Source organism: Streptomyces sp. NPDC050636 (genome assembly GCF_040654775.1).
In the GTDB taxonomy this organism is placed as follows: domain Bacteria; phylum Actinomycetota; class Actinomycetes; order Streptomycetales; family Streptomycetaceae; genus Streptomyces.
In genome coordinates this window covers 55,191-72,588 of record NZ_JBFAIP010000017.1, presented here as the reverse complement: position 1 = coordinate 72,588, position 17,398 = coordinate 55,191, and the positions used below count along the sequence as shown (strand labels likewise).

The 17,398-nt window shown below is 71.7% G+C and carries 17 protein-coding genes and 1 tRNA gene; 13 read left to right on the top strand and 5 right to left on the bottom strand.

What is annotated here, in order from left to right; all coding sequences use genetic code 11:
- Positions 1–45: 45 nt before the first annotated feature.
- The 5 genes from AB0I10_RS16440 to AB0I10_RS16420 are packed head-to-tail and all read left to right on the top strand — an operon-like array spanning position 46 to position 2,779.
- A complete protein-coding gene (locus AB0I10_RS16440) occupies positions 46–240 on the top strand; it encodes a hypothetical protein (protein ID WP_363153137.1) in 195 nt (64 codons plus the stop codon).
- Positions 241–246: 6 nt separating this feature from the next.
- Positions 247–642, top strand: a complete 396-nt coding sequence (locus tag AB0I10_RS16435; RefSeq protein ID WP_363153136.1) for a hypothetical protein — start codon at positions 247–249, stop codon at positions 640–642.
- Complete coding sequence (locus AB0I10_RS16430; protein WP_363153135.1) at positions 639–1,649, top strand: hypothetical protein; 1,011 nt, start codon at positions 639–641, stop codon at positions 1,647–1,649. The genes AB0I10_RS16435 and AB0I10_RS16430 overlap by 4 nt, the downstream gene beginning before the upstream one ends.
- The gene (locus tag AB0I10_RS16425; protein WP_363153134.1) at positions 1,646–2,026 is read left to right on the top strand and encodes a hypothetical protein; all 381 of its coding nucleotides are present in this window, start codon (positions 1,646–1,648) and stop codon (positions 2,024–2,026) included. The genes AB0I10_RS16430 and AB0I10_RS16425 overlap by 4 nt, the downstream gene beginning before the upstream one ends.
- 36 nt (positions 2,027–2,062) lie before the next feature.
- Entirely contained in the window at positions 2,063–2,779 is a 717-nt protein-coding gene (locus tag AB0I10_RS16420; protein WP_363153133.1) for a hypothetical protein, read from the top strand.
- Here AB0I10_RS16420 and AB0I10_RS16415 read toward each other — a convergent pair.
- Positions 2,773–4,086: a HAMP domain-containing sensor histidine kinase gene (locus AB0I10_RS16415; protein WP_363153132.1), complete on the bottom strand. Its 1,314-nt coding sequence runs from the start codon at positions 4,084–4,086 to the stop codon at positions 2,773–2,775. The genes AB0I10_RS16420 and AB0I10_RS16415 overlap by 7 nt on opposite strands.
- Positions 4,087–4,088: 2 nt before the next feature.
- Positions 4,089–4,856 (bottom strand): response regulator transcription factor, encoded by a 768-nt coding sequence (locus tag AB0I10_RS16410; RefSeq protein WP_363153131.1) that lies wholly within the window; start codon positions 4,854–4,856, stop codon positions 4,089–4,091.
- 151 nt (positions 4,857–5,007) lie between these two features.
- Here AB0I10_RS16410 and AB0I10_RS16405 point away from each other — a divergent pair, with 151 nt between their 5' ends.
- From AB0I10_RS16405 to AB0I10_RS16390, 4 genes are all read left to right on the top strand, one after another.
- Entirely contained in the window at positions 5,008–5,517 is a 510-nt protein-coding gene (locus tag AB0I10_RS16405) for a hypothetical protein (RefSeq protein ID WP_363153130.1), read from the top strand.
- A gap of 200 nt (positions 5,518–5,717) precedes the next feature.
- Complete coding sequence (locus AB0I10_RS16400; protein ID WP_363153129.1) at positions 5,718–7,085, top strand: aspartate aminotransferase family protein; 1,368 nt, start codon at positions 5,718–5,720, stop codon at positions 7,083–7,085.
- A 110-nt stretch (positions 7,086–7,195) separates the two neighbouring features.
- Entirely contained in the window at positions 7,196–7,873 is a 678-nt protein-coding gene (locus tag AB0I10_RS16395) for a GntR family transcriptional regulator (RefSeq protein ID WP_363153128.1), read from the top strand.
- A gap of 111 nt (positions 7,874–7,984) precedes the next feature.
- Positions 7,985–8,635, top strand: coding sequence for a hypothetical protein (locus tag AB0I10_RS16390; protein ID WP_363153127.1), 651 nt, complete (start codon positions 7,985–7,987; stop codon positions 8,633–8,635).
- Positions 8,636–8,780: 145 nt separating this feature from the next.
- On the opposite strand, the gene AB0I10_RS16385 is transcribed toward AB0I10_RS16390, so the two are convergent.
- A complete protein-coding gene (locus AB0I10_RS16385) occupies positions 8,781–9,611 on the bottom strand; it encodes an SLATT domain-containing protein (RefSeq protein WP_363153126.1) in 831 nt (276 codons plus the stop codon).
- Between the two features lie 329 nt (positions 9,612–9,940).
- Here AB0I10_RS16385 and purD point away from each other — a divergent pair, with 329 nt between their 5' ends.
- The 4 genes from purD to AB0I10_RS16365 all read left to right on the top strand — a co-directional run bounded on the left by purD (position 9,941) and on the right by AB0I10_RS16365 (position 16,559).
- Positions 9,941–11,209: a phosphoribosylamine--glycine ligase gene (gene purD / locus AB0I10_RS16380; RefSeq protein WP_363153125.1), complete on the top strand. Its 1,269-nt coding sequence runs from the start codon at positions 9,941–9,943 to the stop codon at positions 11,207–11,209.
- 504 nt (positions 11,210–11,713) lie between these two features.
- The gene (locus AB0I10_RS16375) at positions 11,714–13,744 is read left to right on the top strand and encodes a hypothetical protein (RefSeq protein WP_363153124.1); all 2,031 of its coding nucleotides are present in this window, start codon (positions 11,714–11,716) and stop codon (positions 13,742–13,744) included.
- Between the two features lie 270 nt (positions 13,745–14,014).
- Positions 14,015–15,493 (top strand): N,N-dimethylformamidase beta subunit family domain-containing protein, encoded by a 1,479-nt coding sequence (locus AB0I10_RS16370; protein ID WP_363153123.1) that lies wholly within the window; start codon positions 14,015–14,017, stop codon positions 15,491–15,493.
- A 166-nt stretch (positions 15,494–15,659) separates the two neighbouring features.
- Entirely contained in the window at positions 15,660–16,559 is a 900-nt protein-coding gene (locus tag AB0I10_RS16365; RefSeq protein WP_363153122.1) for a phosphoribosylaminoimidazolesuccinocarboxamide synthase, read from the top strand.
- Between the two features lie 77 nt (positions 16,560–16,636).
- On the opposite strand, the gene AB0I10_RS16360 is transcribed toward AB0I10_RS16365, so the two are convergent.
- A tRNA-Gly gene (locus AB0I10_RS16360) sits at positions 16,637–16,709 on the bottom strand.
- A gap of 52 nt (positions 16,710–16,761) precedes the next feature.
- Positions 16,762–17,379 carry a response regulator transcription factor gene (locus AB0I10_RS16355; RefSeq protein WP_363153121.1) on the bottom strand — a complete coding sequence of 206 codons (618 nt, stop codon included), beginning with the start codon at positions 17,377–17,379 and terminating at the stop codon, positions 16,762–16,764.
- Positions 17,380–17,398: the final 19 nt, after the last annotated feature.

Genomic DNA, 17,398 nt, shown 5'->3' with positions numbered 1-17,398 from the left:
ATGCACGGCGTTGTGCGGGCGGGGAGCTGAGGGGGAAGCGGGCCGGTGTCGATCGAGCTGCCTGGTGAAGTCGTCTGGATCATGGAGTTGATGGGTCTGGAATGGCCCGACATCGACGAGGACGAACTGCGCGCCTGGGCCGGGCATGTGAGGGAATTCGGTCAGGGGCTTTCGGAGTCCCATAACGGGATGGACTCCGTCCTGAAGGGGCTTGCGGGCGCGTACGAGGGCGCGTCCTAGGATGCCTTGCTCGGCCGGTGGGACAAGGCTTCCGGCGAACACCTGACGACCCTGACCAATTGCTGCGAAGTCCTGGCCACGGCACTGGAGGTTGCGGCCACCGGCGTGGTCGTGGCTAAGGGCGTAGTTATCGCCCAACTGGTCATCACCGCAGTCGAGATGGCGGCGGCAGCCGCCGCAACGGTGGCGACGCTCGGTATTGCCGCAGCCGCCGAGGCGGCAGCCATCGAGATCGGCAAACGCATCATCAGGGCCGTCATCCAGGAGATCGAGGACATTCTCATCGCCGAACTCGTCTCCATGGCGATCGAGCCCTTCCAAGCCGAGATCGAGAAAGCCGTCTCCGGCCTTGTCTTCAAGGGCGTTGATACTGCGCTGGGCGCGGCGGGGGGTGTCGCGTGAGCAAGGGATTCAAGGCGCACCCCGACAACTTGGCGAAGGCGGCCAAGGAGGCCCACGGGCATGCGGAGCGGGTGGAGCGGCACAGCAGCAATCTGGACGGCAAAACCCGCGGCCGGCTGCTCGGTAAGGGCAAATTCGGGATGATCGTGGAGAAGGCGATCCGCCCGATCATCGACTCGATGATTACGGATATGTCGAAGGCAATGGCCCGGGGACACCGGTCGATCGGGCACGGGCTGGATATCACCCGGAAGAACATAGACGACGCCGAGAAAGCGATACGTAAAGACCTGCGGCGTCATCAGGACGACCGCGATGCCATCCAGCTGAAGCTCGGTCAGCGCGTCCTCGGCGAGGACGATCTGCGCGACAAGCACAGGAAACGCGTCGTCGAGCGCGTCGATGGCCTCCGACGGCAGGGTCATGGTCCGCAGCGGCATCTCGATCCGACCGATGACATGCTGAAAGACCGCTTGGGCAAGCCGATTGCGGTCCGGGACGGTAGCGGCAACCACCTTCGCGACAGCGATGGCAATCTGCGCTACAACCATCAGGACGGCTACATCCAGACCAATGAGAAGATCGACCCTGCGCATGGTCCCGACGCCAAGGAGCGGCTCCAGGGCGGTGATCTCTACATGGATGCGGAGAACCCGTCGCGGAGGCATAAGTGTGATGTGTTCTCCACGGGCTTCAACCGCGATCAGGATGATGCATTCATGCATGCTGATCTGCATGGCCGGAGCCAGCTGGATCATTCCAATCAGGACCGGCAGTTCATTCGATTCCAGCCCGAGGGCGCATGGGGGCCAGGCGAGCACCACGAGCGATTCCGCGGTTTTTATATCGATCCGAATAACCCAGTGGATGGGGCGACCAAAGGTATCAACTATAAGCCGGTCAACTTTCAGGGCGCGGGGATCCTGGCGATCTATGATCCAGATGGCAGGGGCGGGCATAAGCTGGTGACAATGTATCCGGAGCCAAAGAGGGATAGAAATATATGAGATATCGCGGGGAGGATATTCCCCATTTTGCGACCGATCGGGATATCTGTACGTTCTTCGAAGTCGTACTCGGCGTCGAATGGATCGATGACATTGATAAATACCGGCGCAATGTCGTCCGCCGAGACAAGAAAAAGGGTGAGGTGGTCCGCGATACGCCGCTCGCCCGGCATCTGCGTGAAGCGTTGGAGTACCTGCTCCGCGAACACCCCGTCTCCGCGGAACAGTGGGGCCAGCTGACCCACGTCTTCTTCTACGAAGAAGACCGTCTGTACGCTTACCTGCAGGATCTCTACGACTACTTCTACGGCGACCGCAAGGAGCCGCCGGTGGCCCCGGACCCGGAGGCACCGCCGCCGGAGAAGTACTGGACGTAGCCACCTTCATCACGCCAACGGACGGAGTCCCACCCCATGTCGATCCGCGACGAGCTGCCGCCCCGCACCGGCCCGTGGGCGACTCGTTTCGACACCGAGGATGCCCTGGTCCAGGCGGACGACGCGCTGCGGGAAGCGGCACTGAAGAATCACGACCTCTCGCCGATCCTGCCGTTCGAGGCGGTTTACGGAGAGGGTGAGAACTGCTTGGGGAAGGCCACGGCGATCACGATCGATCCCCGGCGGCCGTACGGCCCGGATGGCGAAGTGAACTACGTCTACGCGGACTTCTCCACACGCGGCCTGCTCTACGGCGTGTACCGCCCGGCCGGGGACGTGGAGAGCGAGGACGGACCGGAGAACGACGCCGACCTGCGGAACACCACGCTCTACCCGTACCCGGGCGGCTACGAGGAAATCGACCCGGTCACCGTCCCGCTGGCCGATCTCGGGCTGGACGTACCCGGCGTGGACCGTCGCTTCCTGAATTTCTGTGCCGGAATTCTCGGTGTCGAGGCGGTCGACGACCTCGGCATGTTCCGGGAGACCTTCGACCTGGTTTGGCCCGACTATCAGGACGCAATTCGCGCGGGGCTGATGCATCTGGTGACGAATGAGCCGCTGACAGTGGATCAGTGGTTCGCTCTGACCTTTGTGAAATTCTCCGACCAGCGGGAGCTGAGGGTGTATCTCGCACAGGTCTATGCCTACCTCTTCGACAACTTCGAGGCCATGCCGCTCGCGCCTCAGTGACAGCGCGGGCCTGCCCCGCCCCCGAACGTCGCCGTGATGCGGGCCCCGCCCCCCGGCGCAGAGACGAATTCCACCGCGCCGCCCGACTCCCGGGCGGCGCGGCGCACGATGTCCAGGCCGAGGCCCGTCGAGCCGCCGCCGCTGTTGCCGCGTTCGGGCACATGGCCGTGCGGGAAGCCGGGACCGTCGTCCTCGATGACCAGCCGGCCGTCCTCCTCCCCGCGTACGACGCTCAGCCGCATCCCCGCCCCCTCCGGGGTGTGGTCGAAGACATTGCCGATCAGCGCGTCGACGGCGGCGGCCAGTTCCGCGCCGTCGGCCCGTACGACGACGGGGGACGGCGGGGCGGCGAAGTCCAGGGCGCGGCCCTGGTCCTCCGCCAACGGGCGCCAGAAGTCCGCCCGTTCGCGGACGACGGCGGCCAGGTCGGCGCTCACCGCCTGCGCGGCGCCCTCCCGCAGCGGCTTGCGGGCCGTACGGATCACCTCGTCGACACCGCGCTCCAGCGCCGCCACGCCCGCCGCGATCCGCTCAGCCTCCGCCGGATCGCGCAGTCCCTCCGCGTCCAGGCGCAGCGCGGCGACCGGCGTACGGAGGCGGTGCGCGAGGTCGGCGGCGTTCTCGCGTTCGGCGGTCAGGAAGCCATGGATGCGCTCGGCGAGATGGTTGAGCTGGCGGGCGACGAGGCGGAGTTCGGGCGGCCCGGAGGGCTCGGCGCGGGCCGTCAGATCGCCGCCGGCCAGCCGGTCCGCGACGGCGGCCAGACGGCGGGCGGAGCCGACCAGGCGGGAGCCGAGACGGTCGGCGAACAGCAGGCCGAGCAGCATCAGCCCGGCACCGATCCCGGCGAACGCGAGGGAGGAGGCGAGCGTGCCCGCGTACAACTGACCGCTGGTGAGGGCGACATGGACGACGGCGGCGCCGCCCGCGACGCCCTGCACCGGGACGAGGACGGTCCGGCCGCCCCCGGGCGGCTCGTAGGCGAAGGCCCGTCCGTAGCGCGCCAGCCGCACCGCGTCGGTGACGGACGCCGCGGGGCCGAGAACCGTGCCGTCGGCGAGGATCACCGACGTACGGGGGAGGCCGGGGCCGTTGGCGGAGGCGACGAGGGTGGCGGCGGACCGGCGCCCGGAGGTCTCGGCGAGGGCCCCGCCGAGACCGGCGGCCAGGGAGTGGGCGCGGGCGGTGGCGTCGGCGGTCGCCCGGTCGGCGGCATGGCTGCGGGCCAGCAGGGACAGCGGGACGAGCAGCGCGGCCAGGACGAGCGCGGTGGTCGCGGCGGTCAGCAGGAGGATGCTGCGGCGCACGGCTAATCCGTCTGCCGTGGGGCCGCCGACTGTGGGTCAGTCGGCCGTGGAACTGCCGGCCGTGGATCCGAGCACGGCACCCGCCCGGCGCTCTCCGGGGCGGCCAGCTTCACACCCACCGTACGGACCGTGTGGAGATAGCGCGGCCGCTGTGCCGTCTCGCCCAGCTTCCGCCGCAGCCACGACAGATGGACGTCCACCGTCTTGTCGGCGCCGCCCAGCGGCTGCTGCCACACCTCCGCGAGCAGCTCACGCCGTGAGACCACCTGCCCGGCGCGGCGGGCGAGATACACCAGCAGGTCGAACTCCCGGGGCGTGAGGTCCAGCGGACGGTCCGCCAGCGTCACCTCGCGCGCCGCCACGTCCAGCACCAACTCGCCGACGCGGAAGGCCGGTTCGGGCTCGTCGGGGCCCAGGCGGCGCAGCACCGCCTTGATCCGCGCGTCCAGCTGGGCCGCCCCGAACGGCTTGACGATGTAGTCGTCCGCGCCGTCCCCGAGCGCCGCGACCATGTCGGGCTCGTCGTCCCGCGCGGTGGCGACGATCACCGGGACATCGCTGACGGCGCGCAGCATCCGCAGGACCTGGGCGCCGTCCACATCCGGCAGCCCCAGATCCAGCACGACGAGATCGGGGCGGTCGGTGACGGCGGCGTCGAGTCCGGACATCCCGGTCGCGGCGGTGGCGACGGCGTGGCCTCGGTCGTGCAGGGCACGCACCAGCGCACCGCGCAGCCGCGGGTCGTCCTCGACGACGAGTAGATGGGGCATGCAGTCACCGTAGCCAGCGACGATGTGCGAACGGGAGGGCGGGCGGCGGGCTTTGAGCGGGCCTTAACCGGGCGTTAGGGAATGGTGCGGAAAGCTGGGCCCGGCACCCGGACGGGAACGTTCCCGGGCACCCGGGGGAGAGGTGGCGGCCATGAGGTGGCGCGGTGCGGCGACGGCGGCAGCCTGGGTCGCCGTGGTGGGCGTGGCGAGCGGGCTGGGCGCCCTCTCTCTCGCCGGCACGGTGGACCGCGGTGCGCGCGCCGCCCCTCTGGACGACGCGGCGGTACGGCAGAAGCTCGCCGCGGCCCGCTCCGCCTCCCCGGGGCCGTCGGTCACCGCGTCCTCGCCCTCCGCTTCACCTTCTTCCCCTGCGCCGTCTCCGCCGACTGCGCCGACTGCGCCAGTGACGACCGCGACCCTTCGCGTAACCGGCGGCAGCCTCACCGCCCAGTGCCGGGCCGGCGGCCGGGTCTACCTCACCGCCTGGAGCCCCGCCACCGGCTACCACGTGGATGAGGACGTCGCCCGCGGCCCGGCCGCCACCGCCGCCGTCGAATTCGAGCCACTGGACGACGAGGGTGGCGACGACCGCCCGTACGAGATCCACTGCGCCCACGGCCGCCCGGAGGCGGCGCCGGCACCCGACCGGGACGACGACTGAGGGCCGTCTTCGGGGGGAGCGTCCGCTCTGGAGCTTCCTACAGCCCCGCCGGCGTTCCGCCCGTCGCGCCGACATTCTGTCCGCGCGCGTGGTGAGCGCCATACACACTGTCGGTACCCGTCAGCGCACCGTGATCTCTAGGCTGGGAGTGTTCGCCGCCGTCCCCGGCGGACCCGAGCGACCGATCCGAGGTACTGACCGTGACCACCACGCAACCCGCCTTCCCCGACCCTGCCGCCGGCGCGGCCGTGAAGGCCGACGACCGTGCGCATGTCTTCCACTCCTGGTCCGCGCAGGGTCTCATCGACCCGCTCGCGGTCGCGGGTGCCGAGGGCTCGTACTTCTGGGACTACAACGGCAACCGCTACCTCGACTTCTCCTCGCAGCTGGTCAACACCAACATCGGCCACCAGCACCCCAAGGTCGTCGCGGCCATCCAGGAGCAGGCCGGGAAGCTGTGCACCCTCGCGCCCGGCTTCGCCGTCGACGTACGGTCCGAGGCCGCCCGGCTGATCGCCGAGCGCACCCCCGGCGACCTCGACAAGATCTTCTTCACCAACGGCGGCGCGGAGGCCGTGGAGAACGCCGTCCGGATGGCCCGGCTGCACACCGGCCGCGCCAAGGTGCTGTCCGCCTACCGCTCGTACCACGGCGCCACCGCCGCCGCGATCAACCTGACCGGCGACCCGCGCCGCTGGCCCTCCGACACCGCCTCGGCCGGCGTGGTGCACTTCTGGGGCCCGTTCCTCTACCGCTCGGCCTTCCACGCCGAGAACGAGGCGCAGGAGTGCGAGCGCGCCCTGGCCCACCTTGAGCAGACCATCGCCTTCGAGGGCCCGCAGTCCATCGCGGCGATCATCCTGGAGTCCGTCCCCGGCACCGCCGGGATCATGGTCCCGCCGCCCGGCTACCTCGCCGGCGTCCGCGAGATCTGCGACCGCCACGGCATCGTCTTCATCCTCGACGAGGTCATGGCGGGCTTCGGCCGCACCGGCCGCTGGTTCGCCGCCGACCACTTCGATGTCACCCCCGACCTGCTGACCTTCGCCAAGGGCGTGAACTCCGGGTACGTCCCGCTCGGCGGCGTCGCGATCAGCGCCGAGATCGCCGCCACCTTCGACCAGCGGCCCTTCCCCGGCGGCCTGACCTACTCCGGCCACCCGCTGGCCTGCGCCTCCGCCGTCGCCACCATCAACGCGATGGCCGAGGAGCGGATCGTGGAGAACGCCGCCGAGATCGGCGAGAACGTCATCGGCCCGGCCCTCCGTGAGATCGCCGAGCGCCACCCGTCCGTCGGCGAGGTCCGCGGCATGGGTGTCTTCTGGGCCCTGGACCTGGTCAGGAACAAGGAGACCCGGGAACCGCTGGTCCCGTACAACGCGTCCGGCGCCGCCAACGCCCCGATGGCCGAGTTCGCGGCGGCCTGCAAGCGCGGCGGCCTGTGGCCGTTCGTGAACATGAACCGTACGCATGTCGTCCCGGCCTGCACGGTCACCGAGGCCGAGGCCAAGGAGGGGCTGGCAGCCCTGGACGAGGCGCTGACGGTGGCGGACGGGCACACCGCCTGACGCGCACCCCGGGTACCCCGGGCACGGCGGGTGCCCGCCGCGGCCCTCGCCTATCGTTGGCGGGGGCCGCCACCCGCGCGGTCACGGAGTCGTCAAAGGAGACGCACACGATGGCCGCCGGCGCAGACAGCGGAGTCATACGACGCAGCACCCTGCGCCAGCAGATCGCCGACGCGCTGCGCGACGAGGTCCTGGCCGGCCGGCTGCCCTGCGGCCACGCGTTCACCGTCAAGGAGATCGCCGACCAGTACGGCGTCTCCGCCACCCCGGTGCGCGAGGCGCTGCTCGACCTGTGCGCCCAGGGCCTCCTCGACGTCGAACAGCACCGCGGCTTCAAGGTGCACGCCTTCACCGCCGACGACTTCCGCTCCATGGTCGAGGCCCGCACCCTGATCATCGAAGGCATCTTCCGCGGTGGCGCGGACCGGGCGCTGCGCGATACGCCCGGCGAGGTGCTGGTCTCCGTCCGGCGCCGCGCCGAGGAGGCCGAACGGGCCGCCCGCGCCGGTGACCTGGACGTCCTCATCGGCTACGACCTGCGGTTCTGGCGCGAACTCAGCGGGATCGTGGGAAACCCGTACATCAGCGAGTTCCTGGACCGGGTCCGTGTGCAGACCTGGATGTTCGTGGTGCCCCTGCTGCGGCGCGAGCCCGACCTCAGGGGGCACCTGTGGCAGGGCCACAGCGCGCTCGCCGACGCCCTCGTCCGGCACGACCTGGGCGAGGCCCAGCGGCTGATCGCCGAGTACAACGAGCACTCCCTGGCCCTCGTGGGAACGCGCGGCTAGCACTACGCTGTCCCGACCATCGGCCGTAACGGGCCGTACCCGTAGCTGTCCCGTAGTAGTTCCGTACGTGCGCCGGTGCCCCCGTCCCCGACCGGAAGCGAGCCCTCACTCGTGGCATGTGACCTGTGGCTGGTACCCCTCGTCGATGTGCTGTGCCACAGCCCCGACAACCCGTTCTCCGAAGAGATCGCCGCCTACGACAAGGCCCTGACGGACGCGGGACTGCCACCGGTCCCGGTCTTCAGCTACATGCCCGGCCTGTCCGGTGACGTCGCGCCGGTCGCCGGCTTCGACTACGACGCGCTGCACTTCCTGCGCCGTGCCTATCTCCTGCGCCTGTGCGGTCTGGAGGTCACGCCGGTGGACGAACTGGGCGGCGACTACGAGCAGTTGCTGGAGATGTTCGAGGCGACCGCGCAGCAGTCCCACCTGGTGTGGCACTACGACCACGCGGGCGCGTATGTCCCGGTCGACTTCGCGCATCCGCTCGCCAACGACGAACTGCTGGAGGGCGGCGGCCCGTTGGGCTCCGCGCACGGACTGCTGCGTGAACTCGAAGCGGTCGCGCCGGCCCTCGGCATCGATCCGGCCAATCCGCCGGCCGCGCCCGCCCCGCCGGCCGGTCCCACCTCGCTGGAGGAGCGGGCGGGCGGCATACCTCTGGACGACAGCCCGTTCGCCCGGGAACGGCATGTCTGGCTGGGGCTGCATGCGGCGGCCACGCGGAGCCTCGGCCAAGGATCCATGATCGTCTTCAGTTGAGACGTCCGGTTCGGCGGACGTCTGGTTCGGCGGAGGTCTGGTTCGGTGGACGTCCCGTTCGGTGGACGTCCGGGGTCGCGCCGGGGGCACACGTGCGCCCGGCGCACACCAGGGCGCCGGCTCGGCGCGCCGTTCAGCGCGCCGTTCAGCGCGGCGGCTCCGGGGGCCGCTGCCGCGGCATGTTCGGCCGGGTGCCGGGCGGCAGCGTGAACCGCCCCGGCTGCCCCGCGCCGTCCTGCCGCGGCGCCGCCCACGGCACCAGCGCATGCGTGGCCTGCGGCACCTGCCCGGCCCGGAAATCCGCCATCCAGTGGGCCGTCTCGGACCGTACGAGCTCCCCGATGTCCTCGTTGAACCGCCGCAGCACCCCAAGGCACCGCTCCGCCGCCTCGCTCGCCGTGCCCTCCGTCGGCCCGAGCACCTCGCGCATGCTCTCCACCGCCCAGTCGAACTGCAGCGCCTCCAGCCGACGGTGAATCGCCTGGGCGGTGGCCAGATCCCGCATCCACCCGGCCGTCACCCCGAAGTGCCGGTCGCAGCTGACACACACCGCCGCCAGCAGCAGCGTCAGATAGCCCCACGGCGCCCCGCCGTTCCAGATCCCGGCCAGATCCAGCAGCGGCAGCGCCCCGCCCGCCGACACCCCGGCCGCGGCACCCAGCCGCAGCAGCCGCGCGCCGCGGCGCTTCGCCAGCCGGTCGTGCAGATACCAGTCGGCGGCGCGCAGCGCGCCCTCCTCGGCCCACACATAGAGCGCGTCCAGACGGTCGGCCGGCTCACCCCAGTCGCCGAGCGGAAAGGCCCGCCCCGCGAGATCCTCCCGGCCGCCGGTCCGGCCCTGCCCCGGGCCCCGCTCCCGATACCGGTCCCGATACCGGTCCCGATACCGGTCCCGGCGCCGCTCGCGGCCCTGGCGCCGTCCCCGCCCGCCCTCCTCCCGAGGAGGCCCCTCGGGCTGCATCTCCGGCTGACTCACCCGTGGGCTCCCTCTATACGGATACGTGCGGTGCGCGCGTTACGTACGAGACGGCCGTTGCGCGCAGCCCCTTCCTACCGCCGAACGGTTGGCCTTGCCCCCAAGATCGCCCGAATTCCGCCCGGAAGTGGTGCGGAGTCGGGTATAGGGCGGCAGGACAACTCACTCGAAAGAGTCTGCCGCGGCGGAAACGCGGGGGTTCCGGGGCGCGCCGCGCCCGCAGGGGACGCCCGCCGGATCCGCACGGCACCCGTCCGCCCCGCCTCCTGCAACCCGTCTCCCACGGCCCGCGGACCGTCCCGCCACCGGAGGCGACTAGGCTGCCCTGCGTGAAGGTCCTCGTCATCGGCGGCGGCGCCCGCGAACACGCCCTGTGCCGCTCTCTGTCCCTCGACCCCGACGTCACCGCGCTGCACTGCGCTCCCGGCAACGCCGGAATCGCCGAGGTGGCCGAACTGCACGGGGTCGACGCCCTCGACGGCGCGGCCGTCGCCGAACTGTCCGTCGGCCTGGAGGCCGACCTGGTCGTGGTCGGCCCCGAAGCCCCCCTGGTGGCGGGTGTCGCGGACGCGGTACGCGCCCGCGGCATCCCGGTCTTCGGCCCCTCGGCCGAGGCCGCCCAGCTGGAGGGCTCCAAGGCGTTCGCCAAGGACGTGATGGCCGCCGCCGGCGTGCCCACCGCCCGCAGCTACGTCTGCACCACCGCCGCCGAGATCGACGAGGCCCTGGACGCGTTCGGCGCCCCGTACGTCGTCAAGGACGACGGCCTGGCGGCCGGCAAGGGCGTCGTCGTCACGGAGGACGTCGAGCAGGCCCGCGCGCACGCCCTGGCCTGCGAGCGCGTCGTCATCGAGGAGTTCCTCGACGGCCCCGAGGTCTCCCTCTTCGCCGTCACCGACGGCGAGACCGTCGTCCCGCTCCAACCCGCCCAGGACTTCAAGCGCGCCTACGACGGCGACGCCGGCCCGAACACCGGCGGCATGGGCGCGTACAGCCCGCTGCCCTGGGCCGACCCGAAGCTGGTCGACGAGGTCATGGACACCGTCCTGCAGCCCACCGTCGACGAGCTGCGACGTCGTGGTACCCCGTTCTCGGGGCTGCTCTACGCCGGCCTGGCGATCACATCGCGCGGCGTCCGCGTGATCGAGTTCAACGCGCGCTTCGGCGACCCGGAGACCCAGGTCGTCCTCGCCCGCCTCAAGACCCCGCTGGCCGGGCTGCTGCACGCCGCCGCCACCAGCACCCTCGCCGCCTTCCCGCCGCTGCGCTGGAGCGACGGCGCGGCGGTCACCGTCGTCATCGCCTCCCACAACTACCCGGACACCCCGCGCACCGGCGACCCGATCGAGGGCCTCGCCGACGTCGCCGAGCAGGACGCCCCCAAGGCGTACGTGCTGCACGCGGGCACCAAGCGGGACGCGTCCGGCGCGGTGCTCAGCGCGGGCGGCCGGGTGCTGTCCGTCACGGCCACCGGCTCCGACCTCACCACCGCCCGGCAGCGCGCCTACCGCGCCGTCGGCCGGATCTCGCTGGACGGCTCCCAGCACCGGACGGACATCGCGGCGAAGGTCGCGGACGCGGAGGCGGGGGACCGCTAGCGAGGCGCTGCGTCACCGTCCCCGGCCCCGGGCAGACGTTCCGAGCGGGACGAGCACCCGGGGCCGAGGCGTATGCGCAAGGGGCCGATGCACATACGCCATCCGCTCTTTCTGCGCCATACGGGCCTCATGAGGCTTCTGTGCCGCCGTGCACAGACCCGCCCGCCGCCTGTTCCCGGCTTTACCCAAAGCCATTCCATCGAGTGACCGCACCGGGTATCCGGCTGACGTGGGCCACACCCCCAACTATGGTGCCGCGCAAGCGTCCTGTGGTCACCGCGCCGGAATCCGGCACGGCTGCCACGGTGGCGTCCGGCAAGTGGCTCACCGGCATTGCGATGTCAGTGGCCAGTGCCACAGTGGTGGGGGAGTGAGCAACGCCCACGGCGGACGCCCGCGTCCACCAGGCCCGCAGCGGAGTTCTCTCGTACCGCTCGTTCCGTTCCGTGTTCTCTCCGTCGTCTCCGTCCGGCTCCATCAGGACAGCAGGGGGTGTACAGGCTCGTGACAGATCCGGAAACAGGCGTCCTGGCGGCGCGTGCCCGCGCCCTCGCCGTGCTGCGGATCCGCGGTGCGGCGCTGGCCGTGGCGCTGCTGCCCGCGGCCGTGGCCGTGGTGCTCATCGTCGGCGGCGCGACCGGCCATATCGGCGGCCCCGGCTCCGGCTGGAGCGGGTGGCACACGGTTCGCTGGATCGTGAGCGGCCTCGCCGTGGCCGCCCTGCTCCTGGCCGCGCTGGTCACCGCGGTCGTCGTGCGCGCCAGACCCGCGCTCAGCCCCTCCGTGCCGATCGCCGAGAAATCGGCCCCCGACCTCTACCGCCTCGTACGCGACCTCGCCGACCGCCTCGAAGTCCCGCCGCCGTCCGCGATAGCGCTCACCCCGGACTGCGACAGCTGGCTGGAGGACCGTACGCACCGCGCCCACGCCCCGCCCCGCAGCCGCCCGCGGCCCGCCGGCGAAGGACGCCGGGAGCCCGAGGCGCCGGTCCTCGTCATCGGCTCGCCGTTCCTGTGGTGGATGCGCGTCGCCGAGCTGCGGGCCCTGCTCGCTCCGGTCGTCGCCGGCACCGGCCCGTCCGCTCACCCCGACATAGCTGCCGCCCGCCGCTTCATCCGCGGCCTGGACGCCGCCGTCGCGGTCTCCGCCCGAGCCCAGGGCACACCCCGCCGCCTCGCGCTCCGCTTCGTCGGCCGGGTGGCGCGGCTGCTGCTCCGCGCCTGCCGCGACCACGCCACGATCATGGAGCGGGGCGTCGCGGCCGCCGCCTCCGAGCGCGCCCAGGGCGTCGACTACGGCCTGCGGATCGTCGCCCAGGAACAGGTCGGCCTGGCCTACGCGGGCTGGGACCGGCTGCTGACCCGGGTCGCGCTGCCCGCCTGGCGGATGGGCCGCTGGCCGTCCCGGCTGGACGCCGGCGTCGTCTCGGCGCTCACCGAACTCTCCCGCCGCGACCGCCTCGCCGAGGGCTTCGCCTCCCGCCTCGGCGAGCGCCCCGCCTGCGACCTCCTGGAGGAGCCCGGCGACATCGACCGCGCCGCATCCCTGCTGGCCGCCCGGCTCTTCCACGGGGGCCCGGCCGAGCCCGGCCCCGACTGGTCACCGGTCGGCTGGAACCAGTACCCGCAGGAGGTCGTGGACCGGAAGTGGCGCATGGAGGCCGCCCGCCTCCACCGTGTCCTCGACGACCTCTCGGACCCGGGCCTGTCCACCACGGACCCGGCGGGCACGGCAGCGACGCCGGACACGGCACCGGTCCCGGGCACCGCACCGACGGCGAACACCCCGGCCGGCGCGGCCACCGACCCTTCCCCAAGCTCTCCACTGCTCCCCCAAGCTCTCGACTCAGCTCCGGCAGGGGGGACCCCCACCCGCAGGGGAGACCCCAATTCCGCCCCCTCAACCACGCCGCCCGCCACCTCCCCCGCCGCAGCGGGCCCCACGGTCCGGCATGCCGCCACCCGGCCCCTCTCGTACGCCCGCAGCCGCGCCCGTACACCCGCCGGCCACGGCCCCGCCGACCGTCAGCCCACCGGCCTGCCCACCGCCGACCTGGCCCCGCCGCCCACCGGGCCGACGCTGGCCCGGGTCATCGACCGACTGGCCCACGACGACCGCGCCGGTGACCTCGTCGCCGCCCGCCTCGGCGCCGAGGTCGAGCGCGAGGAACGCGAAGAAGCGGCCCGCCAGGCCGCCCGCGACACCTCCGCACAGGACGCCGCCGCCGGCGTGGCCTGGGGCGACGGCCTGGCCGAAGGCGGCCTCCCGCTCTTCCCGCTGCAACCGCCCCGCACCGGCCGCGAGCTGCTCGCCGACCACGTCACGGCCATGGTCTGCTGCGCCGCCGTGGACACCGCCGGCGCCGCCCCCGGCCTCGACTGGCTGGACGGGCCGGCGCTGCTCGTCGACGGCGCCCGCCGGTCCGACCTCGGCCGCCCCGTGCTCAGCCTGGTCGACGACGGCGACGCCGAACCGCTCCGCGGCTGGCTGACCACCGTCGGCGTACGCCCCGAGAAGCCGGTCCGGCTGGTGTGAGCCGCCCTCGCCCACACCACGTGCCGCATGACCCGCCCCACCGGCTGAATGTTCCCCTCCAGTTCATTTTTCGGGGTGAGCTCCCCTGAATTCACGACGAAGGGTGACGAAGTGAGTGCGTAATGTGATGTGCTGAGGAGGGCCGGGTTCGTCCAGCCGCAGACAGCCGGACCCCACGGGGTCCCCGTCCCCGCACCCGCGGAGACGGCGAGACGAACCGCCAACGGCCGGTCGGCCGCGACCATGGGGGACGCGGGAGGGGAGTGGAAGGTGGCGACGGAACAGATCAGGCGCTGGGAATCGGGCGCCCTCGCCCACGCGGTCACGGACCCGTTCGGACAGGGCCCGCTGCCCTGGCTGCGCGGCAGCGAGAACTACTTCGACAACGGCCAGGTCGTCCCCTGGTACGTCGACCCCGCCGTCGCCCAGGGAGACCTCCGCGTCCCCCCGCCCCGCACACACAACGGCCCACGCAGCGCCGACGACGTCCGCCGCCAGATCAAGGGCTTCGCCAGCACCGGCGCGGTGGCCCCCGGCGAACCCATCGACTTCCGCGTCTCCGTCGACCCGCCCCAGCCCTTCAGCATCGACATCTACCGCATCGGCCACTACGGCGGCGCCGGCGCCGCCAAAATCACCACCAGCCCACGCCTCGCCGGCATCGTCCAGCCGTCCCCGCTCACCGCCGACCGCACCGTCTCCTGCCACCACTGGTGGCTCTCCTGGCGCCTCCAGGTCCCCACGTACTGGAACCTCGGCGCCTACGTCGCCGTCCTCACCACCGCCGACGGCCACCGCAGCCACATCCCCTTCACCGTCCGCGACGACCACCCCGCCGACCTGCTCCTGCTGCTCCCCGACATCACCTGGCAGGCCTACAACCTCTACCCCGAGGACGGCCGTACGGGCGCCAGCCTCTACCACGCCTGGGACGAGAAGGGCGGCCTCCTCGGCGAGCGGGACGCCGCCACCACCGTCTCCTTCGACCGTCCCTACGCCGGCGCCGGACTCCCCCTCCACGTAGGCCACGCCTACGACTTCATCCGCTGGGCCGAGCGCTACGGCTACGACCTCGCCTACGCCGACGCCCGCGACCTGCACGCCGGCCTCGTCGACCCCTCCCGCTACCGCGGTCTGGTCTTCCCCGGCCACGACGAATACTGGTCGGTGCCCATGCGCCGCACCGTCGAAAGCGCCCGCGACAGCGGCACCTCCCTCGTCTTCCTCTCCGCCAACACCATGTACTGGCAGGTCGACCTCTCCCCGTCCCCCTCAGGACCCCACTCCCTGCTCAGCTGCCGCAAACGCCAGGGCCCCGGACGTCCCGCACTCTGGCGCGAACTGGGCGACCCCGAACAGCGGCTGATGGGCATCCAGTACGCGGGCCGGGTCCCCGACCCCGCCCCCCTCGTCGTCCGCAACGGCGACCACTGGCTGTGGGAAGCCACCGGAGCCCACGAAGGCGACGAACTCGGCGGCCTCGTCGCCGGCGAAGCCGACCGCTACTTCCCCCGCACCAGCCTCCCCGACCACACCCGCCGCATCCTGCTCGCCCACTCCCCCTACCGCGACAGCGACGGCACCCGCCGCCACCAGGAAACCTCCCTCTACCGCGCCCCCAGCGGCGCCCTGGTCTTCTCCTCCGGCACCTTCGCCTGGTCCCCGGCCCTCGACCGCCCCGGCCACGTCGACCAACGCATCCAACGCGCCACCGCCAACCTCCTAGACCGCATCTGCAAACGCGATTAGGACCCCGGCCCATGGCGCCGTCCAACCGCAGGCCAGACGCCATGTGCCAGACCCGCCCCAGCGCCCCGACGGGGTCTCGCCGCGCCCCGCCGACCCTGCGGCATCGCCGCGCCCCGGCATACGGGAGAATCGGAACGAGTCCTGGATCAACCTACGCGGAGGCAGCGTGTCCGGTTTCGTAGAAAAGCCCGAGCCCGTACAGGTCCCGGGTCTCACCCACCTGCACACCGGCAAGGTGCGCGACCTCTACCAGAACGCCGCCGGCGAACTGATCATGGTCGCCAGCGACCGCACCTCCGCCTACGACTGGGTGCTGCCCACCGAGATCCCGGACAAGGGCCGCATCCTCACCCAGCTCTCCCTGTGGTGGTTCGACCAGCTCTCCGACCTGGCGCCCAACCACGTCATCTCCACCGACATCCCGGCCGGTGCCCCCTCAGACTGGGCCGGCCGCACCCTCGTCTGCACCTCCCTCGCCATGGTCCCCGTCGAATGCGTGGCCCGCGGCTACCTCACCGGCTCCGGCCTCGCCGAGTACCAGCAGACCCGCACCGTCTGCGGCCTGGCCCTCCCCGAAGGCCTGGTCAACGGCTCCGAACTGCCCGCGCCGATCTTCACCCCGGCCACCAAGGCCGCCGTCGGCGACCACGACGAGAACGTCTCCTACGAAGAGGTCGCCCGCCAGGTCGGTGCCGAGGTCGCCGCCCAGCTCCGCCAGACGACCCTCGCCGTCTACGGCAGGGCCCGCGACGTCGCCCGCGAGCGCGGCGTCATCCTGGCGGACACCAAATTCGAGTTCGGCTTCGACGGCGAGACGCTGACCCTGGCCGACGAGGTCCTGACGCCCGACTCCTCGCGCTTCTGGCCCGCCGACCAGTGGCAGCCGGGCCGCTCTCAGCCGTCCTTCGACAAGCAGATCATCCGTGACTGGCTGACCTCACCGGCCGCCGGCTGGGACCGTACGAGCGAGCAGCCGCCGCCCGCCCTCGCGCAGAGCGTCATCGACCACACCCGCGCCAAGTACGTCGAGGCCTACGAGCGCCTCACCGGCCTCAGCTGGTCATAACCACCCCGGCGCAGGAACACGGAAAAGCCCCGGCCGACATCCCATCGACCGGGGCTTTTCCTTCTGGCTTTTCTCTGAGCGGACGACGAGGCTCGAACTCGCGACCTCAACCTTGGCAAGGTTGCGCTCTACCAACTGAGCTACGTCCGCATGCTCCGCAAAAGCGCCTGAAAACAGTCGCCGGTGTGCGGTGCGGGGTCCACTATAGCCAACCCCGCTCGCGTGCGATGCGCGCCGCCGCATGACGGTTCTCCGCAGACAACTTCGCCGTGGCCGACGACAGGTAATTGCGCACCGTCCCAGGAGACAGCGCCGCCCGCTCCGCGATCTCCGTCACCGGCGCCCCGGCCTCGGCGAATTCCAGCACCTCCGCCTCCCGAACCGTCAACGGGGAATCCCCCGCACTGATCGCGTCCGCCGCCAACTCCTGGTCGACATAACGCTTTCCGGCATGCACCGCGCGAATGATCTCCGCCAGCTGCTGTGCCGACACCGTCTTCGGCACGAACCCTCGCACCCCGGCCTCCAGCGCCCGCTTCAGGTGGCCCGGACGCCCATGACTCGTCACGATCATCGACCGGCACCCCGGCACCTCACCCCGCAACGATGTGGCCACCGCCACACCGTCCGCCCCCGGCATCTGCAGATCCAGCACCGCCACATCCGGCGCATGCGCCCGCGCCATCGCCCGCGCTTCAGGCCCCGACGCCGCCTCCGCCACCACCAGAAGATCCTCTTCCAGCGACAGCAACGCGGCCAGCGCGCCGCGGATCAAGTGCTCGTCATCGGCGAGCAGTACCCGGATCACGTTGTCACTCATCTCGCTTTCCCTCCCCTCC